15 protein-coding genes and 2 pseudogenes are annotated in these 23769 nt (G+C 63.7%); 13 read left to right on the forward strand and 4 right to left on the reverse strand.

Features of this window, described 5'->3' with window-relative positions; translation table 11 throughout:
* The first annotated feature begins 15 nt into the window (after positions 1 to 15).
* Both flhB and ACVDG8_RS26395 read left to right on the forward strand, forming a co-directional pair.
* Positions 16 to 1098, forward strand: coding sequence for a flagellar biosynthesis protein FlhB (flhB, locus tag ACVDG8_RS26390; RefSeq protein ID WP_447251060.1), 1083 nt, complete (start codon positions 16 to 18; stop codon positions 1096 to 1098).
* Positions 1099 to 1118: 20 nt separating this feature from the next.
* Complete coding sequence (locus ACVDG8_RS26395) at positions 1119 to 1556, forward strand: hypothetical protein (RefSeq protein WP_447251061.1); 438 nt, start codon at positions 1119 to 1121, stop codon at positions 1554 to 1556.
* A gap of 22 nt (positions 1557 to 1578) precedes the next feature.
* Here the strand turns inward: ACVDG8_RS26395 and ACVDG8_RS26400 are convergent, their stop codons facing one another.
* The 3 genes from ACVDG8_RS26400 to ACVDG8_RS26410 all read right to left on the reverse strand — a co-directional run bounded on the left by ACVDG8_RS26400 (position 1579) and on the right by ACVDG8_RS26410 (position 4534).
* The gene (locus ACVDG8_RS26400) at positions 1579 to 2352 is read right to left on the reverse strand and encodes a helix-turn-helix transcriptional regulator (protein ID WP_447251062.1); all 774 of its coding nucleotides are present in this window, start codon (positions 2350 to 2352) and stop codon (positions 1579 to 1581) included.
* Complete coding sequence (locus ACVDG8_RS26405) at positions 2349 to 3059, reverse strand: helix-turn-helix transcriptional regulator (RefSeq protein WP_447251063.1); 711 nt, start codon at positions 3057 to 3059, stop codon at positions 2349 to 2351. Before ACVDG8_RS26405 ends, ACVDG8_RS26400 begins: the two co-directional genes overlap by 4 nt.
* 443 nt (positions 3060 to 3502) lie before the next feature.
* Positions 3503 to 4534 carry a histone deacetylase family protein gene (locus ACVDG8_RS26410; protein WP_447251064.1) on the reverse strand — a complete coding sequence of 344 codons (1032 nt, stop codon included), beginning with the start codon at positions 4532 to 4534 and terminating at the stop codon, positions 3503 to 3505.
* A gap of 171 nt (positions 4535 to 4705) precedes the next feature.
* Here ACVDG8_RS26410 and ACVDG8_RS26415 point away from each other — a divergent pair, with 171 nt between their 5' ends.
* From ACVDG8_RS26415 to ACVDG8_RS26450, 8 genes and pseudogenes are all read left to right on the forward strand, one after another.
* Positions 4706 to 6364 carry an amidohydrolase gene (locus tag ACVDG8_RS26415; RefSeq protein ID WP_447257094.1) on the forward strand — a complete coding sequence of 553 codons (1659 nt, stop codon included), beginning with the start codon at positions 4706 to 4708 and terminating at the stop codon, positions 6362 to 6364.
* Between the two features lie 129 nt (positions 6365 to 6493).
* The gene (locus tag ACVDG8_RS26420; protein ID WP_447251065.1) at positions 6494 to 7597 is read left to right on the forward strand and encodes an ABC transporter ATP-binding protein; all 1104 of its coding nucleotides are present in this window, start codon (positions 6494 to 6496) and stop codon (positions 7595 to 7597) included.
* Positions 7597 to 8544, forward strand: coding sequence for an ABC transporter permease (locus ACVDG8_RS26425; protein WP_447251066.1), 948 nt, complete (start codon positions 7597 to 7599; stop codon positions 8542 to 8544). The genes ACVDG8_RS26420 and ACVDG8_RS26425 overlap by 1 nt, the downstream gene beginning before the upstream one ends.
* Entirely contained in the window at positions 8537 to 9349 is an 813-nt protein-coding gene (locus ACVDG8_RS26430; protein ID WP_447251067.1) for an ABC transporter permease, read from the forward strand. The genes ACVDG8_RS26425 and ACVDG8_RS26430 overlap by 8 nt, the downstream gene beginning before the upstream one ends.
* A 41-nt stretch (positions 9350 to 9390) precedes the next feature.
* Complete coding sequence (locus ACVDG8_RS26435; protein WP_455707275.1) at positions 9391 to 10422, forward strand: extracellular solute-binding protein; 1032 nt, start codon at positions 9391 to 9393, stop codon at positions 10420 to 10422.
* A 104-nt stretch (positions 10423 to 10526) separates the two neighbouring features.
* Positions 10527 to 11723 (forward strand): serine hydrolase domain-containing protein, encoded by a 1197-nt coding sequence (locus ACVDG8_RS26440; RefSeq protein WP_447251069.1) that lies wholly within the window; start codon positions 10527 to 10529, stop codon positions 11721 to 11723.
* A gap of 27 nt (positions 11724 to 11750) precedes the next feature.
* A pseudogene (locus ACVDG8_RS26445) lies at positions 11751 to 12927 on the forward strand (serine hydrolase domain-containing protein).
* Positions 12928 to 13052: 125 nt separating this feature from the next.
* A pseudogene (locus ACVDG8_RS26450) lies at positions 13053 to 15373 on the forward strand (Tex family protein).
* Here the strand turns inward: ACVDG8_RS26450 and ACVDG8_RS26455 are convergent.
* Positions 15374 to 16285, reverse strand: a complete 912-nt coding sequence (locus ACVDG8_RS26455) for a LysR family transcriptional regulator (protein ID WP_447251072.1) — start codon at positions 16283 to 16285, stop codon at positions 15374 to 15376.
* Between the two features lie 161 nt (positions 16286 to 16446).
* On the opposite strand from ACVDG8_RS26455, the gene ACVDG8_RS26460 reads away from it, so the two are divergent.
* The 3 genes from ACVDG8_RS26460 to ACVDG8_RS26470 all read left to right on the forward strand — a co-directional run bounded on the left by ACVDG8_RS26460 (position 16447) and on the right by ACVDG8_RS26470 (position 23768).
* Positions 16447 to 17643 carry an acyl-CoA dehydrogenase gene (locus tag ACVDG8_RS26460; RefSeq protein WP_447251073.1) on the forward strand — a complete coding sequence of 399 codons (1197 nt, stop codon included), beginning with the start codon at positions 16447 to 16449 and terminating at the stop codon, positions 17641 to 17643.
* A 347-nt stretch (positions 17644 to 17990) separates the two neighbouring features.
* On the forward strand, positions 17991 to 21350 hold the full coding sequence (locus tag ACVDG8_RS26465) for a transglutaminase family protein (RefSeq protein WP_447251074.1): 3360 nt from the start codon (positions 17991 to 17993) through the stop codon (positions 21348 to 21350).
* Between the two features lie 6 nt (positions 21351 to 21356).
* Positions 21357 to 23768: a circularly permuted type 2 ATP-grasp protein gene (locus tag ACVDG8_RS26470; protein ID WP_447251075.1), complete on the forward strand. Its 2412-nt coding sequence runs from the start codon at positions 21357 to 21359 to the stop codon at positions 23766 to 23768.
* The last annotated feature ends 1 nt before the right edge of the window (position 23769 follow it).

A 23769-nucleotide genomic window follows, 5' to 3' on the forward strand; every position in this document is an offset into this window, starting at 1 on the left:
GACGGTCAGGGCACCATGGCTGACGCGGTCGACAAGGATTCCAAAACCGAGGAACCCACAGAAAAGAAAATCCGCGACACGATCGAACAGGGCAAGCTGCCGCTTTCGCGTGAGACCGCACTCTTTGCATCCTTCCTCGCCATCCTGGTCTTCACCGTCTTCTACGCCAAGGACACCATCGTCGATCTCGGCGTGTTCCTGTCGTCATTTCTGGAGAAACCCGAGGCCTGGCCGATGGAGACCGAGACCGACGTCATCTCGCTCTACAAACAGGTGATGACCGAAATCGGCAGCGCTGTCCTCAGCCTGCTGGTGCTTCTGGTGGTGGCGGGCGTCGGCGCCTCGGTGTTCCAGAACATGCCGCAGATCGTCGGCGAGCGCATCAGGCCGCAGCTGTCGCGCATTTCGATCGCCAAGGGCTGGAGCCGGCTGTTCGGCGTACAGGGCTGGGTCGAGTTCCTGAAGTCGCTGGCCAAGCTCGGCTTCGCCATCGCGGTGCTGACCTTCACGCTGTCACAGGACCATCGCAAGCTGCTCGCCGGCATGATCACCAATCCGATGGCCTTCGGCATGGTCATCCGCGGCATCTTTGTCGACATACTGGTGGCGATCGTCTTCGTCATGGGGCTGATCGCGGTGATCGACATCGTCTGGTCGCGCTTCCACTGGCGCAGCGACCTGCGCATGAGCAAGCAGGAAGTCAAGGACGAGATGAAGCAGTCGGAAGGCGATCCGATCGTCAAGTCGCGGCTGCGCTCGCTGGCGCGCGACCGGGCGCGCAAACGCATGATGACGGCGGTGCCGCGCGCTACGCTGATCATCGCCAACCCGACGCACTATTCGATCGCGCTGAAATATGTGCGCGAGGAGGACTCCGCTCCGGTGGTGCTCGCCAAGGGCCAGGACCTTGTCGCTCTCAAGATCCGCGAGATCGCCAGGGAGAATAACATCCCGATCTTCGAGGACGTGGCGCTTGCACGCTCCATGTACAAGCAAGTTTCGGTTGATAGCGTGATCCCGTCGCAATTTTACCAGGCGGTCGCCGAGCTGGTGCGGATCGTCTACTCGAAGAAGACCGGGCGCAAAGTAACTCAATGAACGGACGCGGCTTATAATCCATGGACCGGCAACCACACGCTAATTCCCGTGAGCTGATCGTCGGCGAGGCCATCGAGCCGGTGGTGGGCGAACTCAGACTGATAGAGGTGGCCGACTACATCGCCTTTATCCGGCTGGAGCATATCGCCTGCCTGTCGGACCTGGTGGATTCGGCCGCCGAACTTTACTTTCATCCCGGCACGCTGCGGCTCGGCCATGGCGGGGAAGCGCATGTCGACTGGGGTGGCAGCCCGCGTATCGTGCTCGATCTCGAGCTTCGGCCGCGCGGCGTCAATATCTATTTCCAACTGACGTTGACCGGCCTGGGCACATCCGTTGTGGTCAACTACGTGTCGTTCGAGAAGCCTGGCGAGACGCCCGAGCACAACACCGCCTTGCTCAAGGATGCGATCGACGAGGCCCGTATCCGCAAGCCTGAGCCACTCGCCTTTTCCTGAGGGTGCTTTTCGGAGCGTTCGATTATTCGATCAGGCCGAGCCGCAACGCCTTGGCCACCGCCTGGTTGCGGTTGGTGGCGTTGAGCTTCTGCGTCGACTGGGTCAGGTACTGGTTGGCGGTGTGCACCGAGAGCTTGAGGAGCTTGGCGATCTCCTCGCTGGTGTTGCCGTTCGCGGTCAGCTTCAGGCATTCGAGCTCGCGCTTAGAGATCGAGCGTGTCCGGCCGGTGTTGTCGCCGGGGCGGATGCGCGCGACCGCCGCGAACAGCGCAAAGCAACGGGCGTGGATTTCGCAGAGCATTTCGTCCGAAAGCGTGATTTCCGAGCCCAGGAAAACGACCAGTCCGCATTGGCCGCGATCGGCATGCACCGGAAAGGCGATGCCATTGGTGCCGGGCGCCAGCGGCGCGGTCGGTTCGGCCCAGGCGAGTGACTGAAAGGCCTGCCTGGAACCGGGAACGCCGTCGTCGGCCCACCAGCGCGGCGCCGTCGAAATGCTGGCGTGACGCACCATATCCTCGCCATTGGCGCCGGAGATGAATTTGGTCGCGACGGCGGTGCCGGGATAGTCGGAATCGAAACCGGCGACGAGACGCGCGCGTTCCGGCGAAGGGCTGACGAAATAGAGGCCAAACGCCGAGGCGTTGATGTCGACGGCGATCCAGCGGCAACGGCGCACGGCATCCGGAATCGTGGCGGCGTGATGCGTCTCCGAGCCGAGCGAGAAAGCGCCGAACGGATTGCGCTGATCGTTGAAAAGGGCGGCCGCCGCCTCTCTTATCTGTGCATGCTTCAAATGATGCCGCTCCTGATCGCCGTTGCGATCGCCATCGCGCGGTTGCTGGCCGCGAACTTCTGGATGGCGTGCGTGATGTAGCTGTTGACGGTGTTGGACGAGACGCCAAGGATGACGGCCACCTCATCGGTGGTCTTGCCTTCCGAAACCCAGAACAGGCATTGCCGCTCCCGGTCCGACAACGGATCCTGCATGGACGCCGCCGCGATCAGCTGCGGAATGCTGGAAAGGGCGTAGCAGCATTTGAGCTGCGCCTTCATCAAGGCGGTCAGCTCGATCTTGTCCGGCTCGTTGGCGGAAAACAACACGAACAAGCGCTGGCGGCCGACATTCAGCCGCAGGGAATAAATCTCGGCATGGCCGAGCACGTCGAGCAGGCGGGCCTCTTCGCCGGTCAGCAGCGCGCCGGCGTCAGGCGCGTGCGCCGTCACCAAGGGCGTGGGGCGAACGCCGGGGGCTGTCGTCAGGGGACCCAGCGCCAAACTGGCGATCAGCCTTTTGCCGATCAACTCGATGCCGTCGAAGATCCAGTTCGAGGACACGATGCGGGCATCGTTGCGGTCCTGGTCATGCACGATGGCGACCAGCATATAGTTGTCGGCGCCGATATCGGCGGCAAGCTGCATGAAGAAAGTGGTGAGATCGCCGCGCGACGTCAGGCGGGCGCCCAAAATGTCTGATTGCAGGAGCGCGGCGGAGCTGCTCATTGGATGCTTTGGTTGTATGTCATGGCCGGAATCTTTTCTTGAGCCCGGATGCTGACGTCGCCAGCGGCCGAGCTTGAATACGCATCACGTTTACGAAGCACACGCACAGCGCGAGGTCGCGCGGATCGCCGAATCCATTCAGGGAACGCGAAGCCGTCCGCGTCTGGCACCGGCCAAATGCCGGAACTTGAGACTCTGGGTGGTCGCCGTGCCCCCCGAGGACCGGCTGATTCGGGTCTAATCTACCCGCAGATGAATCCGACATCAAACGCGATTTGACAAAATCGAATCTGGCGGACTCGCTTTGCGACTCAGTTGCCGTTCCTGGCGTTATTTGAAGATGATGTCCGGCCTGAGTTAAGCCGATGATCCCGGGGCGGGATCATCGGAAAATGCGTCCTTTGAGCGGTCGGGCGGCGCTCTTTCTTGGGCGTTTCGGCGCCTCAGCGCCCCTCGAAACCGGTCAGCACACCGACGGCGTTGATGCCGATCTCTTCAACGGCGTAGCCGCCTTCCATGACGAACAAAGTCGGCAGCCCAAGCTTGGCGATGCGGCCGCCGATCTTCGGATAGTCCTCGCTCTTCAGCTTGAACTGGCTGATCGGGTCCTTCTCGAAGGTGTCGACGCCAAGCGACACCACGACGACGTCGGGCGCGTAAGCGGCAAGTCTGTCGCAGGCGTCTTCGAGCGAGGCATTCCAGGCATCCCAATTGGTGCCGAACGGCATCGGATAATTGATATTGAAGCCTTCGCCTTCACCTTCGCCTCGCTCATCGGCATGGCCGAGGAAGAAGGGGTATTCGACCATCGGGTCGCCATGCAGATTGAGCACCTGGACGTCGCCGCGGCGATAGAAGATCTCCTGCGTGCCGTTGCCGTGATGGTAGTCGACATCGAGGATCGAGACGCGTTTGGCGCCCTGGTCGCGGAACCATTGCGCGACGACGGCGGCGTTGTTGATGAAGCAGTAGCCGCCCATGAAGGCGGCGCCCGCATGGTGGCCGGGCGGGCGGCAAAGCGCGAAGGCGCTGCGCTCGCCGCCCTTGACCAGGGCAGCACCGGTCAGCGCGACGTCATAGGACGACTTGATCGCCGCCCACGTGCCTTCGACGAAGGTGGCGCCGGCATCGAAGGAATAATAGCCGAGCAGGGCATCGACACGCTTCGGCGGCACGTCGCCGCGCAGGCCGCGCGTCGGCCAGGTGAAGCCCATGGCCGAACCCTTGAAGCCAGCAGCGACCCATTGCGGCCACACCGTCGGCAGGAAGTCGATGTAGTGAGCTTCATGCACGCGCTTGGCCGCAGCGACGTCGTGCTCGACCGGCGCGATGATCGGCCCGAGCTTCTCGCTTTCCACCCGCGCCCTGATGAATTCGGCTCGCGACGGCTTCTCGAAACCCGGCACGATCGCCGCGGTGATCAGTTCCATCTGCCCAGAGTGACCGGCGTGGAGAGGAGAGAAAACTGTTTTCATTTTGGGAGTTGGCTCGCTCTTCGAGTTTGCGTCTCTGCAGGTGTCAAACAGCTTTGTGGCAGAGGTTTTCGGTTGCGCCAAGAGGCATCGCAAATTGTTGTCTGGGGCCAGCATGGGACGGCTTGCCAGACGCCAATACTCTGCTAGCCTAGGCGCAAATGGGAGAAAATGATGCCGCTAACGGCCGATCTGATCGTCGAGAACGCCAGCATATTGACGATTGATCCGGATACCCCTCGCGCCCAGGCGATCGCCATCAAGGGCGACCAGATAATTGCGATCGCAGATCGCGACAGCGTGCGCGATTACAAAGGTCCGGGCACGCGTGTGATCGATGCCCAGGGCGGCTCTGTCCTGCCGGGTTTCATCGAAGCGCATATGCATCTCTTCGGTGGCGCGGCCGAGCTCGACAATCTGCATCTGGCCGGCGTGCATGGTTTCGACGCGCTGCGCGACGCGATCCAGGGTTTCGCCGCCAACCGTCCGGACGCCAGGTTGCTGATCGGCGCCGGCGTCGACTACGCAATCCTGCCGGAGCCGGTGACGCGCCACCATCTCGACCGCATCATCCCCGACCGGCCGTTCGCCATGTCGGCGTCCGACCACCACACGATGTGGGCGAACACCAAGGCGCTGGAGGAAGCCGGCCTGCTGCATGGCAGGCAGGTCGGGCCAGGCAACGAGATCGTCATGGGCGCGGATGGGCTTGCGGCCGGCGAATTGCGCGAAGGCGAGGCCTTCGGTCCCGTCCTTGACCATTTCGGCGCAAACCGGACGCGGCTCGGCCTCGAAGGCGCGGAGCCCGATCCCTATCCGTCAGCGGCCGAGCTTGCGGCTGACCGCGACCTTATGCATCGCGGGCTGCAATGGTGCGCCAAACACGGCATCACCTCGATCCAGAACATGGACGGCAACCTCTACCAGCTCGAGTTGCTGGCCGGGCTCGAGAAAGAGGGAAGGCTTCTCTGCCGCACCAAGATCCCGTTCCACTTCAAGAATTTCATGAAGCTGGACATGCTGGAAAAAGCCTCGCACATGGCGGCGAGCTACAATTCCGAGTTTCTGTCGTCGGGACTGGTCAAGGTCTTTTATGACGGCGTGCTGGATTCCTGGACGGCGGTGATGGTCGACGACTATGCCGACCGCCCGGGCTGGCGCGGCGAGCCGCTGTTCTCGCCGGAGCATTTTGCCGAAGTGGCGGTCGAGGCCGACCGGCGCGGCCTGCAGATCGCCGTGCATTCGATCGGCGATGGCGCGGTGCGGGCAGTGCTCGACGGTTACCAGGCGGCGCTGAAGAAGAATGGCAGGCGCGACAGCCGCCACCGCGTCGAACACATAGAAGTGACCACGCCGTCCGACGTGCCGCGCTTCGCCGAGCTCGGCGTGCTGGCCTCCATGCAGCCGGCGCATCCGCCGGGGGCTTTGAACTTCCCACTGGAGCCGACGCTCTCGCGCATTGGCCGCGAGAAATGGCCACTGAGCTATGCCTGGCGCACGCTGAAAAATGCCGGCGCACGGGTGGTGTTTGCCTCCGACTGGCCGGTTTCGCCGGTTGATCCGATCCTGAGCATCCAGGCGGCAGTCATGCGCAAACCTTGGGCAGAAGGCATGCCGGACCACAGCTTTTCGCTGCAGGAAGCGATCGAGGGCTATACGGTCGAGGGCGCCTATGCGGAATTCATGGAGCATCGCAAAGGTCGCCTGAAGACCGGGTACCTCGCCGACATCGTCGTTTTGTCGGCTGATATCGAGGCGACGGCGCCGGAAGCACTGCATACGGTGCGCCCGGTGACCACCATCTGTGGCGGAAAGGTTACCTATCAGGCCTGACGATGGCATGGGAATTGCTTTTCAAGTCAAGCTAATACAGCTCCGCAGTTGCCAAGCCGGTTGGCTTGTGGTGACAATCAAACAGGAACACACCTGCCGCCAAGAGCAGGCTTTCTCAATGGGGTAATCGTGCCGGAACAACCGGGTAAGAACGCGATCGAAGTTCGCGGCGTACGTAAGGTTTTTGGAACGGGCGAAAGCCAGGTAGCCGCCCTCGACACGGTGTCGGTGTCGATCCGGGAGAATGAGTTTTTCACGCTGCTCGGCCCCTCCGGATGCGGGAAGACGACGCTTCTCAGGTTGATTGCCGGCTTCGATTTCCCGACCGCCGGCGAAATCCTGCTGCACGGCCAGGATATCGCGCCGCTGCCGCCCTTCAAACGCCCGGTCAACACGGTCTTCCAGAGCTACGCGCTGTTCCCGCACATGACGGTGGCGCAGAACATCGGCTTCGGGCTGGAGATGCTGGGCAAGCCGAAGGCGGAGATCGAGGCGCGCGTCGCCCAGATGCTGAAGCTGGTCAAGATGGAGGCGCTCAAGGCCCGCCGCACCAGCCAGATCTCCGGCGGCCAGCAGCAGCGCGTGGCGCTTGCCCGGGCGCTGGCGCCGCAGCCCAAGGTGCTTCTGCTCGACGAGCCTTTATCGGCGCTCGACTACAAGCTGCGCAAGGAAATGCAGATCGAGCTCAAACGCCTGCAGCACGAGACCGGCATCACCTTCATCTTCGTCACCCACGACCAGGAAGAAGCGCTGACCATGTCGGACCGCATCGCGGTGATGTCGGCCGGCAAGATCCTGCAGGTCGGCTCACCGCGCGACATCTACGACCGGCCGGCCGAGCGTTTCGTCGCCGACTTCATCGGCGAGACCAATTTCCTGCCGGGCACGGTGGTGTCGAAGAAACCGGGTGTTGCGACCGTCAAACTTGGCGGCGATGCAACGATCAATGCCGGTTATCCGGAGGGGTTCGATCCGTCGGGTGAGGTCACTGTGGTGATGCGCCCCGAACATGCCGATCTCGTGCCCGATCCGAGCAAGGGCACGATCGCCGGCACGCTATCCAACATCGTCTATTTCGGCACCGACACGCACTACCACGTCAAGCTCGACGGCGGCGGCGAGGATTTCATCGTGCGCCATCAAAACAGCCGCTCGAGCGCGGTGACTTATCAGACCGGCGCCAAGGTCGGCATCCAGTTCGAGGAGGACGCCGCCCGCGTCCTGAAAGACTGATGGCGACAGCAACCCTCTCCCCAACCACGATTTCCAAGGCCGCATTGTTCGAGGCTCAGGCGGCCAAGACCGGCGCGCGGCGCAACCGGCTGTTGTCGCTGCCGGCGCTGGTCATCATCGGCATCTTCGGCGTGCTGCCGCTCCTCATCATCTGCGTCTATTCGTTCCTTGTCGCCGCGCCCTATGGCGGCGTGCAATGGCACTTCTCGGCCGACGCCTATCTGAACTTCCTGTTCCAGCGCGACATTTTCGACGACACGCTGCAGTTCACGCCCGACTTCCTGATCATCTATCTGCGCTCGTTCCTGTTTGCGGTGGTGACGACGGTCATCTGCCTGCTGCTCGGCTTCCCGACCGCCTATTTCATGGCGACACGGCCGCCGGCGCAGCGCAATTGGTGGGTGCTTATGATCACCATCCCGTTCTGGTCGAACCTTCTGGTGCGCACGCTGGCGATCATGTTCATCATCCGCGACGAAGGCCTGATCAACAACGCGCTGATCGGGCTTGGCGTGATCGATAAGCCGATCACCATGCTCTACACCAATTTCGCCATCCAGCTCGGCCTGCTCTATGCCTTCCTGCCGTTCATGGTGCTGCCGCTTTATTCGAGCCTGGAGAAGCTGGATTTCCGGCTGATCGAAGCGGGCTATGATCTCTATGCGACGCGCCGCCAGGTGCTGTGGCGGGTGATCATTCCGCTGTCGAAGCCTGGCATCATCGCCGGCTGCCTGCTGGTCTTCATCCCGGCGCTGGGCGCCTATGTGACGCCGCTGATCCTGGGCGGCGGCATCCACCTGATGATCGGCGACCTGATCGCGCAGCAGTTCGGCTCGGGGCGCAATTGGCCGTTGGGCTGTGCGCAGGCGCTGATCCTGATGGCCGCGGTGCTGGTCGCGCTCTACTTCTATGTCCGTAACACGTCGGGCAAGGTGCAGCATGGCTGAGCCTCGCATCATGGACATCAAGGACCAGCCCGGCTTTCGCACCATCGCCATCATCTGCTTGCTGGTGCTCTACGTGCCGGTGCTGATCCTGATGATCTTCTCGCTGAACAGCGGTTCGCTGGTCACGCATTGGGAAGGCGTCACGCTCGGCTGGTACGGCACTGCGCTGCTCAACGAAGAGTTCCACAGCGCCGCCAAGAACACGATGATCATCTCGGTGACGGCGACGATCGTCTCGACCATCTGCGCCACGCTTGCCGCGATCGGCATGACGCGGGTCAAGCCGTGGCGCGGGCTCGCCGCGGCCTTCATGGTCATCAACCTGCCGCTGATGGTGCCGGAGATCATCACGGCGGTGGCGACACTGTCCTTCTTCGCGCTGATCGCCGGCACGTTCGGGCTGAATTTCGGCATCGGCAATCTGATCCTTGCCCACACCGTGTTCTGCATCCCCTTTGCCTATATGCCGATCCGGGCGCGGCTGGAGGATATGGACCTGACGCTGGAATATGCCGCGGCCGATCTCTACGCGACGCCGTGGAACGCGTTCCGGCGCATCACCCTGCCGCTGCTGGTGCCCGGCATCATGTCGGGCGCGGCGCTCGCCTTCATCGTCTCTTTCGACGATTTCACCATCACGCAGCTCGTCGCCGGCCCCGGCCAGACGACGCTGCCGCTGTATATCTGGAACCAGATCCGGCGACCGATGACACCGGAGATCAACGCGATCTCCACCATCCTGCTCATGGTGTCGATCCTGTTCGTCTCGGTCTCGTTCCTGATTGCGCGCCGACGCGCCAAATGAGCTCCAAGACACAACAATGGGAAGGCAAGGAGAAACATAAAATGTCTAGAGAAAAACTGATGGCGGCCGTTTCGACGGCCGTGCTGCTATGGGCCGTTCCGGCACTCGCCGACGGTGAACTGCACATCTACAATTGGGGTGACTACACCAATCCAAAGCTGATCGATAAGTTCCAAAAGCAGTACAACATCAAGGTGACGCTGGACGACTACGATTCCAACGAAACGATGCTGTCCAAGGTGCGCGCCGGCAATTCCGGCTACGACATCGTGGTGCCGTCCGACTACACCGTGAAGATCATGATCGATGAGGGCCTGCTCGAAAAGACCGAGCCCAATGCGATGCCGAACGGCAAGAATATCGATCCGCGCTTCCTCAACATCTACTGGGATCCGGGCCGCCACTACACCGTGCCGTGGCAGTTCGGCACCACGACATTCGCCGTCAACACCGACAAGTTCAAGGGCGACATCGACACGTTGGCCATCCTGTTCAACCCGCCGGATGAACTGAAGGGCCAGATCAACGTGCTCGACGACGTCAACACCGTCATGCATGCGGCCGAGCGTTATGCCGGCGTGCCGCGCTGCGGCGCCGACAAGGCCAATCTGAAGAAGGTCAACGACATCCTGATGGCCGCCAAGCCGTCGTGGAAGACGTTCAGCTACGACACCATCACCAAGATCACCTCCGGCGACGTGATCGTGACCGAACAGTGGAACGGAGCGACCTACCGTTCGCGGCAGAAAATCCCGGCGATCAAATACGCCTATCCGAAGGAAGGCATCGAGGGCTGGATGGACAATGTCGCGGTGCTCAAAGGCGCCAAGAACCTTGACAATGCCAAGCTGTTCCAGGACTTCCTGATGGCACCGGAAAACGCCGCGCTGATCTCGGAGTTTGCCGGCTACGACAACGGCATTGCCGGCAGCCATAAATTCCTGTCGGCTGATTTCGCCAACTCGCCGGAAATCAATCCGCCAGCCGGTTCGCCGACGCCGGAATTCGTGCCGCCATGCCCGCCGGATGTGGTGGAGATCTACAACAAGATCTGGACCAACCTGCGCAAGTAAATCCGCGGGAACGCATGAAGGGAGGGGAGGCTCCGGCCTCCCCTTCGTGTTCGTTCTGTGCATGTCGTTTTTAAATGGCCACGGCATGCATTCGGGAGGAAGCCTTGACGTCCTATCGCAATTCCGAGCCGCGCCCGCCGATCATGCAGGGCTCGCCGCCGAAGCTTGTGCCGCCGAAGCTCGATTGGGACCGGCCGCCGTGGAACCGCTGGGCCTTCCAGCATATCCGCGAGTTCCTGCCGACGGTCGAAGTCTGGCGCGGCAACGGCCATCGTCATCGTCTCGAACGCGCGGAGGTCGATCTTGACGGTCTGCCGGTGGTGGACAGCAAGGGTGGGGCGACGACGCTCGCCGGCTTGCTCGACGAGACTTATGCCGATGGCTTCCTGGTGCTCAAGGACGGCAGAATTGCCTATGAGCGCTACTTCAACGGCATGGACGAGCGCACGCTGCATCTGTCGCAGTCGATGGCGAAATCGGTCACCGGGTCGGTGTGCGGCATTCTGGTCGGGCGCGGCCTGATCGATCCGGCCAGGCTGGTGACGGATTATCTTCCCGAACTCGGCGAAACCGGCTGGGCCGGCGCCACCGTGCAGCACGCGCTCGACATGACGACCGGCGTGCGCTTCTCGGAAGAATACACCGACCGCTACTCCGAGATTGGCCAGGTCGATGTCGCCACCGGCTGGAAGCCGATCCCGCCGGGCAGCGATCCGGATTTCCCGTGGCCGTCGCATCTGTTCGAGCTGATCCTGCGGCTGAAGGACAAGGTGCGCCCGCATGGCGCGGCCTTCGAATACCGCTCGATCGAGACCGATGTGCTCGCCTTCATCATGGAGCGTGTGAGCGGCAAGCGGCTGGCGCAGCTCGTCTCGGAAGAGCTCTGGCAGAAACTCGGCGCCGACGAGAGCGCCTGCTTCACCGTCGACAGCGCCGGCTATGCGCTGGCCGATGGCGGCTTCAACGCGACGCTGCGCGACTATGGTCGCTTCGGCCAATTGATCCTCGACAATGGCGGCGGCGTCATCCCCGCCGACTGGATCGAGGCGACGCGCACCGGCAAGCACACGCCGAATTTCAATCCCAGCCTGCCGGACGGCAGCTATCGCAACCAGTTCTGGATCGAGGATGCGCGCTCGCGCTCGCTGATGTGCCGAGGCGTGTTCGGCCAGATGATCCACATCAGCTGGGAACACCGGATGGTCGTGGTCAAGCTCTCGACCTATCCGGATTTCCTCAACTCGGCCTATTCGGTGGCGACGCTGAAGGCCGTGCACGCCATCGCCGCCGCGCTGGCTTGACCTCATCGAGATATCGGAGAGACTATCGTGACCGGCAAGACCGCGTTCGAAACCAAATATGGCTTTGCCCGCAAGGATGTGCGGCTCGAAACCTGGCGGCAGACGCCGTTCAACCGATGGGCGTTCCAGAATGTCGGTGAGTTGGTGCCGAGCGCACATCGCCGCCGCGTCCGGCGGCGAGGAGCCGGCGAAACCGCTTGGCGGCCTGCTCGGCGAGAAGCTGACCTTCGCCAATGGCCCGGAAACCGTCGAGGCCTTCCTCAAGCGATCCGACACCGACGCGCTGACGGTGCTGAAAGCCGGCAAGCCGGTTGGCGACTGGTCGGCGCCGCACATGGCGTTCGGCGCCCGCCACATCATCTTCTCGATCAGCAAATCCGTCACGGCAATCCTGGCCGGCATTCTGGAAGGCGAGGGGGTGTTCGACCCGCAAGCACCGGTGATGCACTACATCCCGGAAGCCAAGGGTTCGGCCTATGGCGATGCCAGCGTGCGCCATGTGCTCGACATGACCGTCAGCCTCGATTTCGAGGAGGCCTATCTCGATCCTGAAAGCGCTTTTGCCCGCTATCGCCGCTCGACGCTGTGGAACCCGGGCGGCGGCTCGGAAACGCTCACGGCATTCCTCATGACGATCCAGCGTCTCGCCGAGCCGCATGGCCAGACCTACCGCTATCGCTCGCCCAATTCGGACATGCTGGGCATCCTGGTCGAGTGCGCCTCCGGCAAACGGGTCAGCGAGTTGCTCAGCGAGAAACTCTGGCTACCGTTGGGTGCGGCCAGCGAGATGTCTCTGACCGTTGATATGGAAGGCACGGCGCGCACCGCCGGCGGCATGTCGATGACGCCGCGTGATCTTGCCCGCATCGGCGAGATGATGCGGCAGGGCGGGATAGTCGATGGCCGCCGCATCCTGCCGGAAGCCTGGGTGCGCGACACGATCGCCACCGGCGGCAGCCACGAGGCCTGGCAGCGCGGCACCATGGTGTTCCTGTTCCCGAAGGGGCGCTACCGCAACAAATGGTACCAGACCGGGCACGACAGCGGCGCCTTCTGCGGCATCGGCATCCATGGCCAATGGCTCTACGTCAATCCGAAGACCGAAGTGGTGATCTCCAAGATGTCGTCGCAGCCCGAGCCGGTGGACGACAAGCTCGACGGCGATATCGTGGCCTTCCTCGATGCGCTGAGCGCGATGGTTTGAGCCGGCGGCCGCCTCGCGATTTGTGCCGCTGTTTCCTGTGGACCTTCACTGCCGGATGAAAACACCGCTGTTGGCGGAGCGGGTCTCACGGCCTATGGTCGCCGCTCTTTTCGACAGGGATCGGCATGGCATCGGATATCAAGCGCATCGCAGCAATCATCGCGGCCGAGATCGGTTCGCGGCCGGAACAGGCAGCGGCGGCGATCGGGCTGCTCGACGAGGGCGCCACGGTGCCGTTCGTGGCGCGCTACCGCAAGGAAGTCACCGGCGGGCTAGACGACACGCAATTGCGCGACCTTGCCGAGCGGCTGGCCTATCTGCGTGAGCTCGACGCGCGCCGCGACACCATCCTCGGCTCGATCCGCGAGCAGGGCAAGCTGACGGAGGAGCTCGAGGCCAAGATCGCGGCGGTGGCCACCAAGGCGGAGCTCGAGGATATCTATCTGCCCTACAAGCCGAAGCGCCGCACCAAGGCCGAGATTGCTCGCGAGCGTGGGCTGGGGCCTCTGGCCGAGGCCATTCTTGCGAACCGTTCACTCGTGCCCGCCGAACTGGCGCTGGCCTATGTGACCGCAGAGGTGGCCGATGCCAAGGCCGCACTTGAAGGCGCGCGCGACATCCTGTCCGAACAATTTGCCGAGAATGCGGATCTGGTCGGCAAGCTGCGCGGCTATATGAAGGAGCGCGCTTTCCTGCGCGCCAAGGTCGTCGACGGCAAGCAGGAGGCCGGCGCGAAATTCTCCGACTATTTCGACCATGTCGAGCGCTGGTCGGGCGTGCCCAGCCATCGTGCACTGGCCATGCTGCGCGGCCGCAACGAAGAGGTGCTGTCGCTCGACATCGAGGTCGATGCCGACGATCAATCGCCGGTGAAGCCGGTCGAGCGCATGATCGCCAATGCCTATGCGATCGGCGGCACTCTGCCCGGCGACCGCTGGCTGATGGAGGTTGCCGGCTGGACCTGGCGCATCAAGCTTTCGCTGCACCTGACGCTCGACCTGATGCGCGACCTGCGCGAGCGGGCGGAGGAAGAGGCGATCCATGTCTTTGCCCGCAATTTGAAGGATCTGCTGCTGGCGGCGCCCGCCGGCTCGCGGCCGACGATGGGGCTCGACCCCGGCATCCGCACCGGCGTCAAGGTGGCGGTGGTCGACGGCACCGGCAAGGTGCTGACAACGACGACTGTCTATCCGTTTCCACCGCGGAACGATGTACGCGGCACGCAAGTCGAACTTGCGGCGCTCATCCGGCAGCACAAGGTCGAGTTGATCTCGATCGGCAACGGCACGGGCAGCCGCGAGACAGAGAAGCTGGTCGCCGACATGCTGTCCGATATGCCCGCAGGTTCAGGCCCGAAGCCGCTCAAGGTCATACTCAGCGAAGCGGGCGCCTCGGTTTATTCCGCCTCGGCAACGGCGGCGGCCGAGTTCCCTGGTCTCGACGTGTCGCTGCGGGGTGCTGTGTCGATCGCCAGGCGCCTGCAGGATCCCCTGGCCGAACTGGTGAAGATCGAGCCGAAGTCGATCGGCGTCGGCCAATACCAGCACGATGTCGACCAGTACCGCCTCGGCCGTTCGCTGGAAGCGGTGGTCGAGGATGCGGTGAACGCCGTCGGCGTGGATCTCAACACGGCGTCTGCGCCGCTCCTGGCACGGGTCTCGGGCCTTGGCGCGTCGCTCGCCGAGGCAATCGTGGCGCATCGCGACGCGACTGGGCCGTTCGCCAGCCGCAAGGAGCTGCTCAAGGTGGCGCGGCTCGGGCCGCGCGCGTTCGAACAATCCGCCGGCTTCCTGCGCATTGCCAATGGCAGCGAGCCGCTCGATGCGTCATCGGTGCATCCAGAAGCCTATGGCGTGGCCAAGAAGATCGTCGCCGCTTGCGGCCGTGATGTGCGCTCGCTGATGGGCGACAGTGCTGCACTCAAGGCGCTCGATCCGCGCGTCTTCGTCGATGAGCGCTTCGGCCTGCCGACGGTGCGCGACATCATCGCCGAACTGGAAAAGCCCGGACGCGATCCGCGCCCCGGCTTCAAGACGGCGACCTTGCCGACGGCGTCGACGACATCAAAGATTTGAAGCCTGGAATGCTGCTCGAAGGCACCGTCACCAACGTCGCCGCCTTCGGCGCCTTTGTCGATATCGGCGTGCACCAGGACGGGCTGGTGCATGTCTCGCAACTCGCCGATCGCTTCATCAAGGACGCGCACGAGGTGGTGAAGGCCGGCGACGTGGTGAAAGTGCGCGTCGTCGAGGTCGACATCAAGCGCAAGCGCATCGGGCTGTCGATGCGCAAGGATGGCGGCGAGGGTGGCGCACCACGCAGCGGGCCGCGCGATAATGGCGGCAACAAGCCGGCGCCGCGCTCGCCGGCGCCGCAGCGCCAGCCGGAACGGCCGTCGCAGGGCGCATTCGGCGCAGCACTCGCCGAGGCGATGAAGCGCAAGTAGCTACCAGGCCAGGAAGGCCGGCTCCTTCTCGACCTGGTCCAGCAGCCACTCGCGGAAACTCGCGACCGGCGGATGGCCGCGCTTGTCGTGCGGCACGACGAGGTAATAGGCGCTGCGGCTCTGCATCGGCGTGCCGGGCGCCGGCACCAACTGGCCGCGCTGCAATTCTCCTGCGATCAGAACCTGCGGCAGGAGCGCGACGCCAAGTCCGGCCATGCAGGCCTGGGCGACGGTGCCGAACTGTTCGAACTGCATGCCGGGCCCGGTCGGCGCGCTGAGGCCTTGCGCTTCGAACCATTCGCTCCAGGCGCCGGGGCGCGTCGCCATATGCAGCAGCGGCAGTCGACCGATATCGGCCGGCGCGGCGATGGCGCGGCTGGCGAGGAATTCGGGTGAAGCCACCGGCATCACGGTCTCATGCATCAGGAGCGTGCAGTCGGCATCCGGCCAATCGGGCATGCCGTGGTGGATCGCGGCGTCGAGCCGTTCGCGGGTGAAGTCGAAGCGGCCGATGCGAGTGGCGAAGTTGATGGTGATGTCGGGGTGGCGGGCGACGAAATCGGGGATCAGCGGCATCAGCCAGCGTGTGCCGAAGGTTGGCAGGATGGCAAGGTTCAAAGAGCCACTATGCCGATTGCTCATCAATCCAAGAGCGGCGTCGCGCAATTGGCCAAGTGCCGAGCGGACCGCTTCCGCATAGATCTCGCCCGCCGTGGACAGCCTGACATTGCGGCTGTCGCGTTCGAAGAGCCGGCGGCCGAACTGATCTTCCAAAAGGCCGATCTGCCGACTGACCGCGCCCTGGGTCAGATCGAGTTCGCGGGCTGCGGCGGTAAAGGAGCCGAGGCGCGCCACCGCTTCGAAAGCTGCAAGGGCTCCGATATTGGGCAAAAGGCGGCGCTGGACATTCATGATCCATTACTAAACCTCATTGATCAATGATGCAATTTCGTTTGATTTTTTCGAGGCGGAGGCGGATAAGCCGCGGCATCCAAGATTTTTTGTTTGCGCATGTCGTGTCCCAAAACCGCTGAACACTTTGGGCGACATGCAGTTGGGAGAGACCGAGAGCCATGGCCGCCGACAAGAACGCGTTCGTCTGGGAGGATCCCTTCCTGATCGAGGACCAGCTTTCCGAGGACGAGCGCATGGTGCGCGACGGCGCCACGGCTTTTGCCGCCGACAAGCTCGCGCCACGCATCGAGGAAGCCTATCTCGATGAGAAGACGGATCCCGGCATCTTTCGCGAAATGGGCGAGGCGGGCCTGCTCGGCATCACCATTCCCGAGGCATATGGCGGGCTCGGCGCCAATTACGTCACATACGGCTTGGTGGCACGTGAGGTCGAGCGCATCGATTCCGGCTACCGCTCGATGATGAGCGTGCAGTCGTCGTTGGTGATGTATCCGATCCATGCCTATGGCTCGGAGGAGCAGCGCAAGAAATACCTGCCAAAGCTGGCGTCGGGGGAATGGATTGGCTGCTTCGGCCTGACCGAGCCGGATGCCGGCTCCGATCCGGGCGGCATGAAGACGCGCGCTGAGAAGACGGCGAACGGTTACAAGATTTCCGGTTCGAAAATGTGGATCTCCAATGCGCCGATCGCCGATGTGTTCGTCGTCTGGGCGAAGCTGAAGGGTGACAACGGCAAGGACGAGATCCGAGGCTTCGTGCTGGAAAAGGGCATGAAGGGGCTGTCTGCGCCGAAGATCGGCGGCAAGCTGTCGCTACGGGCCTCGATCACCGGCGAAGTGGTGATGGAAGGCGTCGAGGTCGGCGAAGACGCGCTATTGCCCAACGCCAGGGGTCTCGGTGGCCCGTTCGGATGTCTCAACCGGGCGCGCTATGGCATTTCCTGGGGCGCGATGGGCGCTGCCGAGGATTGCTGGCACCGCGCCCGGCAGTACGGCCTCGACAGAAAACAGTTCGGCAAGCCGCTCGCCGGCACGCAATTGTTCCAGAAGAAGCTCGCCGACATGCAAACCGAGATCGCGCTTGGCCTGCAAGGCTCGCTGCGCGTCGGCCGGCTGATGGACGAAGGCAAGATGGCGCCGGAGATGATCTCGATCGTCAAGCGCAACAATTGCGGCAAGGCGCTCGACATCGCGCGCCAGGCCCGCGACATGCATGGCGGCAACGGCATCCAGATCGGCTACCACGTCATGCGCCACGCGCAAAACCTGGAGACGGTCAACACCTATGAGGGCACGCATGACGTGCACGCGCTGATCCTGGGACGGGCGCAGACGGGTATTCAGGCGTTCTTTTAAGCCGGGCGGCGCATGCAGACAATGTGCGCGCCTGAATGGATTGCTGATCGCGCTATCAAGGGCCGCGCGACCGAGAACCGCCTTCCCCCACTCCGTCGCTGCTTCGCAGCGCCACCTCTCCCCTCCGGAGCCCTCCGGAGGGAGAGGAAGGGAGAGGTTCGTGCCCTTCCTCTCCCCGTCGACCGGGGAGAGGTGGCTCGGCGAAGCCGAGACGGAGTGGGGGTCGACCTGCTCGGGGAGACGAAACAAGGCGTTCGATTGGGTGGTGCACCGCAACATCCGCTTGGAGATCGGCTACTATCTGTGTCAGGGTCCAGCGTTCTTGAAACGCCGATCTCCGAGGCCCCATGGCAATTCTGGCAGCCGTCTACCATCTGACCCATTACAAATATGACCGGCCGGTCGTTCTTGGGCCCCAGGTGATCAGGCTGCAGCCGGCGCCGCATTCGCGCACCAAGGTGCTCAGCCATTCGCTGAAGGTCGAGCCGGCCAACCACTTCGTCAATCTGCAGCAGGATCCTTACGGCAATTTCCTCGCCCGCTTCGTCTTCCCGGAGCCGGTGACGGAACTGAAGATCGAGGTCGATCTCGTCGCCGACATGACGGTCTATAATCCGTTCGATTTTTTCGTCGAGCCGTCGGTGGAGGCGTTTCCGTTCGAGTACCCCGAAGAGATACGCGACGATCTCGCCATCTACCGCACACCGGAGCCGGCAGGTCCGCTGCTCTCGGCCTTCCTGAAAACAGTCGAGACCAGGGCGAAAAACACGGTCGATTTTCTCGTCGACCTGAATGCGCGGCTGCAGCGCGAGATCGCCTATATCGTGCGCATGGAGACCGGTGTGTTCTCGCCGGAAGAGACGCTGGCGGCGAAGAAGGGATCCTGCCGGGATTCGAGCTGGCTGCTGGTGCAGATCCTGCGCAACCTCGGCATCGCGGCGCGTTTCGTCTCCGGCTATCTGATCCAGTTGAAGCCCGATCTGGTGGCGCTCGATGGCCCGGCTGGAACTGCGGTCGACTTCACCGATCTGCATGCCTGGTGCGAGGTCTATCTTCCCGGCGCCGGCTGGATCGGCTTCGATCCGACCTCGGGCCTGCTTACCGGCGAAAGCCATGTGCCGCTGGCGGCAACGCCGCATTTCCGCAACGCCGCGCCGATCTCCGGCATGGCTAGCTTTGCCAATGTCGAGTTCGGCTTCGACATGCGGGTCGACCGCATCGCCGAGCATCCGCGCATCACCAAGCCCTTCTCGGATGAAAGCTGGCAAGCGCTCGATGCGCTGGGCAACAAGGTCGATGCCGCGCTTCAAGCCGGCGACGTCAGGCTGACCATGGGCGGCGAGCCGACCTTTGTCTCCATCGACGATTTCGAATCGGCCGAGTGGAACACCGCCGCCGTCGGCCCGACTAAGCGCGAAAAGGCCGACGTTCTGATCCGACGGCTGCGCGAACGCTTCGCGCCGGGCGGCTTTCTGCATTATGGCCAGGGTAAATGGTATCCAGGCGAAAGCCTGCCGCGCTGGACCTTCTCGCTCTACTGGCGCACCGATGGCGAGCCGGTGTGGAGCGATCCGTCGCTGATCGCGCGCGAAAAGAGCGAGGCCAAGGTTGGTCCGCAGCAGGCCGAGAGCCTGCTGACGGCGATCGCCGGCGAACTCGGCATCGACAAGGCGATGGTCAGCGAAGCCTATGAGGACCCGGCCGAATGGCTGCTCAAGGAAGGCAAGCTGCCGGACAATGTCGATCCTTCCAACTCCAAGCTGGAAGACCCGGAAGAGCGCAGCCGCATGGCGAAAGTGTTCGAGCGCGGGCTGACCAAGCCGTCCGGCTATGTGCTGCCGGTCCAGCGCTGGAACAGCCAGGCGTCGGATCCGCGCTGGCGCTCTGAGAAGTGGAAGACACGGCGCGGGCGGCTGTTCCTGGTGCCGGGGGATTCCCCGGTCGGCTATCGCCTGCCGCTCGGAACGCTGCCCTATGTGCCGCCGGCGCAATTTCCTTACATTGTACCGGTCGATCCATCGCTGCCGCGCGGTGCGTTGCCGGCGCGTGAGGCGATCTTGCCCACAGCGGCACCGGCAGAACGCGAAGGCGCCGACGAAATGGCGCGGCGCCAGCAGGCGGTATCCTTTACCGCTACCACGGGCCAGCAAGACCGCGTTGAGCAAGAAATCACCGAGATCGGCGGCGCGGTGCGCACGGCGCTCTCCGTCGAGCCGCGCGATGGGCGGCTCTGCGTGTTCATGCCGCCGGTCGAGGCGCTGGAGGACTATCTCGAATTGATCGCGGCCGCCGAAAACGCGGCAAAGGCGATCGGCTTGCCGGTGCATATCGAAGGCTATGGCCCGCCGCACGATCCGCGCCTCAACGTCATCCGCGTCGCGCCCGATCCCGGCGTCATCGAGGTCAACATCCACCCGGCCTCGAATTGGCAGGACTGCGTGGCGACGACCACGGCGATCTACGAGGAGGCGCGGCAGACGCGGCTCGGCGCCGACAAGTTCATGATCGACGGCCGCCACACCGGCACCGGCGGCGGCAACCACGTCGTCGTTGGTGGCGCGACGCCAAACGACAGCCCCTTCCTGCGCCGGCCCGACCTGCTGAAAAGCTTGGTGCTGCAGTGGCAGCGGCGTCCGTCGCTGTCCTATCTGTTCTCCGGCCTGTTCATCGGCCCGACGAGCCAGGCGCCGCGCTTCGACGAGGCGCGGCACGATTCGCTCTATGAGCTCGAAATCGCGATGGCGCAGGTGCCGCACCCGGATCAGGGCAATTCACCGTTGCCTTGGCTGGTCGACCGGCTGTTCCGCAACCTTTTGACCGATGTCACCGGCAACACGCATCGCTCGGAAATCTGCATCGACAAGTTGTTTTCGCCGGACGGGCCGACGGGTCGTCTCGGCCTGGTCGAATTCCGCGGCTTCGAGATGCCGCCCAATGCGCGCATGAGCCTCGCGCAGCAATTGCTTGTCAGGGCGATCATCGCCCGTGCCTGGAAGAACCCGCTCGACGGCCGCTTCGTGCGCTGGGGCACTTCGCTGCACGACCGCTTCATGCTGCCGCATTATGTCTGGGCGGATTTTCTCGATGTGCTGGAGGACTTGAAGCTCAACGGTTTCGAGTTCCGGCCGGAATGGTTCGACGCCCAGCTCGAGTTCCGCTTTCCTTTCTGCGGCGACGTGCAGCATGCCGGCATCAAGCTGGAACTGCGGCAAGCGTTGGAGCCGTGGCACGTAATGGGCGAGCAGGGCGCGATTGGCGGAACTGTGCGCTTTGTCGATTCCTCGGTCGAACGGCTACAGGTCAAGACCGAAGGCTTGAACCCGGAACGTCACGCCATCGTCTGCAACGGCCGCGTCGTGCCGATGAAGGTCACCGACAACAGGGAAGTGGCGGTGGCGGGCGTGCGCTTCAAGGCCTGGCAGCCGGCGTCGGGCCTGCATCCCGCGCTGCCGGTCAACACGCCGCTGGTCTTCGATATCTACGATCGCTGGTCGGGGCGGGCGGTGGGCGGCTGCGTCTACCATGTCGCGCATCCCGGCGGGCGCAGCTATGACACGTTCCCGGTCAACGGCAATGAGGCCGAGGCGCGAAGGCTCGCCCGCTTCGAGCCGCGTGGCCATACGGCCGGCAGCTACGTGCTGCGCAACGAAGAAGCCTCTGAAGACTTCCCGATGACCCTTGACCTCAGGCGGCCAGCAAGACTCTGATCAGCAATGGCAAAGGGGAATCAGAAAAAGCTGCGCGGCAAGCCGCTGAGGCACAGTCTGCTGGAGCACTACCAGCCGATTGACGGCGTCGTCGACGAAATGGTCGATGCCTCGGGCAATCCGCGTCCGGCCTGGGCGCCCTTCATCGAGGCGCTGGAGGAACTGGGCCCGGAAAAGCTCGGCCAGCGCTTCGCCCGCGCCGACCAGTATCTGCGCGATGCCGGCGTCTATTACCGCGTCTACGACAAGGCCGGCGCCAATGAGCGCGAATGGCCGCTGGCGCATATCCCGCTGCTGATCGAGGACAAGGAATGGGCCGAGATCAGCGCCGGCCTCGTCCAGCGCGCCGATCTGTTCGAAGAAACCATCGCCGACATTTACGGGCCAAACCGACTGATCGAGAAAGGCATCCTGCCCGCCGGCCTGATCGCGGCAAGCCCCGAATATCTGCGCCCCGTCGTCGGCACCGTGTCGGCCGGCGGCCATTTCCTGCATATGCTGGCCTTCGAGCTCGGCCGTGGACCGGATGGAAGCTGGTGGGTCCTGGGCGACCGCACCCAGGCGCCATCGGGCGCCGGCTTTGCGCTGGAAAACCGCGTCGCCACCACGCGCGCGCTGTCCGACATCTATGGTGAGATGCATGTGCATCGCCTGGCCGGCTTCTTCCGCCGCTTTCGTGACGCGCTGATCGGCATGGCCAGGGAAAATGACGGCCGGGTCGCCATCCTGACGCCCGGACCGCTCAACGAGACCTATTACGAACACGCCTATATCGCGCGCTATCTCGGCATCATGCTGCTCGAGGGCGAGGATCTGACCGTCTCCGGTGGCAAGCTGATGGTGCGCACCGTGTCCGGGCTGATGCCGATCAGCGTGCTGTGGCGCCGGCTCGACGCCGCCTTCGCCGACCCGCTGGAGCTGCGGCCAGACTCTCAGATCGGCACGCCCGGCCTGGTCGAGGCGATCCGCCGGGGTACTGTTTCGACAGTCAATGCGCTGGGTTCGGGCCTGATGGAAACGCGGGCGCTGCTCGCCTTCCTGCCGAAGATTTCGCGCGAATTGCGGGGCGAGGAACTTCTATTGCCAAGCGTCGCCACCTGGTGGTGCGGGCAGGACAGCGAACGCCAGCATGTGCTCGCCAATCTCGACCGCATGGTCGTCGGCCCGGCGCTGTCGACGCGGCTTGCCTTCGAGGATGACGACCAGACCAGGCTCGGTTCGGCACTGACGCCGGAGGAACGGACCGCGCTGGCCGCGCGCATCGAAAGCGATGGCGGCGGTTTCGTTGGCCAGGAGGCGGTGACGCTGTCGACGACGCCGGTCTATGTCGGCGGCTGGCTGGAGCCGCGGCCGGCAAGCCTGCGCGTCTATCTGGCGCGCACGCCGGATGGCTGGACGGTGATGCCGGGCGGTTTCGCTCGTGTCGGCCTGTCGCTCGATCCGACGGCGATCGCCATGCAACGCGGCGGCCAGGCGGCTGACGTCTGGGTGGTCAGCGACAAGCCTGTCGAGCGCGAGACGCTGCTGCCGCAGGAGCACGACAGCTTTGCCCGCACCATGCCGGGCAGCCTGCCAAGCCGCGCGGCGGAAAACCTGACATGGCTCGGCCGCTATATCGAGCGCTCGGAAGACACGGTGCGCATCCTGCGCGCCTATCATGTGCGGCTGGCCGAAACGTCCGACCCGGACATGCCGTTGCTCGCCGATATCAGGGATTATCTCGAGCCGTTCGGCATCGACCTCGAAGCCGCCATTCCACCCGGATTGATCGGCACGCTGGACAGCGCCGTCTATAGCGCCGGGCAGATCCGCGATCGCTTTTCGCCCGACGGCTGGCTGGCGCTGAAAGATCTGTCGAAGACAGTCCACAAATTCGCAACGACAGTGGCGCCGGGCGACGATGCGACGCGGGCGATGACTGTGATGCTGCGCAAGCTCGCCGGTTTTTCCGGCCTGCTGCACGAGAACATGTACCGTTTCACCGGCTGGCGCTTCCTCGAAATCGGCCGGCGCATCGAGCGCGGCATCCAGATCGCGCGCACGCTTGCTTGGCTGACCAGGGCGAAAGCACCCGATGGCGCACTCGACATGATGCTGGAGATCGGCGACAGCGTCATGACCCACCGCCGGCAATATCCGGTGCGGGCCGGGCGGCGCACGGTGATCGACCTCTTGGCGCTCGATCCGCTCAATCCGCGCTCGATCCTGTTCCAGCTTGAGCGGCTGAAGGCGGAAATCGGGCTGTTGCCATCTGTCGGTCCTGAGGGGCAGATGTCGGTGGCGGCCAAGGAAATCCTGCAGCTCAACACGGCAATTGCCGTCATGGAGCCGTCGCAGATGTCGGCGGACGTGCTGGACGATCTCGCCACGGAGATCGGCAACCTCTACAGCAGCCTCGCCAAAGCGTATTTTAGCTAAC

This window comes from Mesorhizobium sp. ORM8.1 (assembly GCF_053005525.2).

Excerpts from the sequence above, each read along its gene's own strand:
- ACVDG8_RS26395 (WP_447251061.1), top strand. The coding sequence starts at position 1,119 with ATGGACCGGCAACCACACGCTAATTCCCGTGAGCTGATCGTCGGCGAG.
- ACVDG8_RS26410 (WP_447251064.1), bottom strand. The coding sequence starts at position 4,534 with ATGAAAACAGTTTTCTCTCCTCTCCACGCCGGTCACTCTGGGCAGATG.
- ACVDG8_RS26455 (WP_447251072.1), bottom strand. The coding sequence starts at position 16,285 with ATGAATGTCCAGCGCCGCCTTTTGCCCAATATCGGAGCCCTTGCAGCT.
- ACVDG8_RS26430 (WP_447251067.1), top strand. The coding sequence starts at position 8,537 with ATGGCTGAGCCTCGCATCATGGACATCAAGGACCAGCCCGGCTTTCGC.
- ACVDG8_RS26470 (WP_447251075.1), top strand. The coding sequence starts at position 21,357 with ATGGCAAAGGGGAATCAGAAAAAGCTGCGCGGCAAGCCGCTGAGGCAC.
- ACVDG8_RS26435 (WP_455707275.1), top strand. The coding sequence starts at position 9,391 with ATGTCTAGAGAAAAACTGATGGCGGCCGTTTCGACGGCCGTGCTGCTA.
- ACVDG8_RS26405 (WP_447251063.1), bottom strand. The coding sequence starts at position 3,059 with ATGAGCAGCTCCGCCGCGCTCCTGCAATCAGACATTTTGGGCGCCCGC.
- ACVDG8_RS26415 (WP_447257094.1), top strand. The coding sequence starts at position 4,706 with ATGCCGCTAACGGCCGATCTGATCGTCGAGAACGCCAGCATATTGACG.
- flhB (WP_447251060.1), top strand. The coding sequence starts at position 16 with ATGGCTGACGCGGTCGACAAGGATTCCAAAACCGAGGAACCCACAGAA.
- ACVDG8_RS26460 (WP_447251073.1), top strand. The coding sequence starts at position 16,447 with ATGGCCGCCGACAAGAACGCGTTCGTCTGGGAGGATCCCTTCCTGATC.
- ACVDG8_RS26465 (WP_447251074.1), top strand. The coding sequence starts at position 17,991 with ATGGCAATTCTGGCAGCCGTCTACCATCTGACCCATTACAAATATGAC.
- ACVDG8_RS26425 (WP_447251066.1), top strand. The coding sequence starts at position 7,597 with ATGGCGACAGCAACCCTCTCCCCAACCACGATTTCCAAGGCCGCATTG.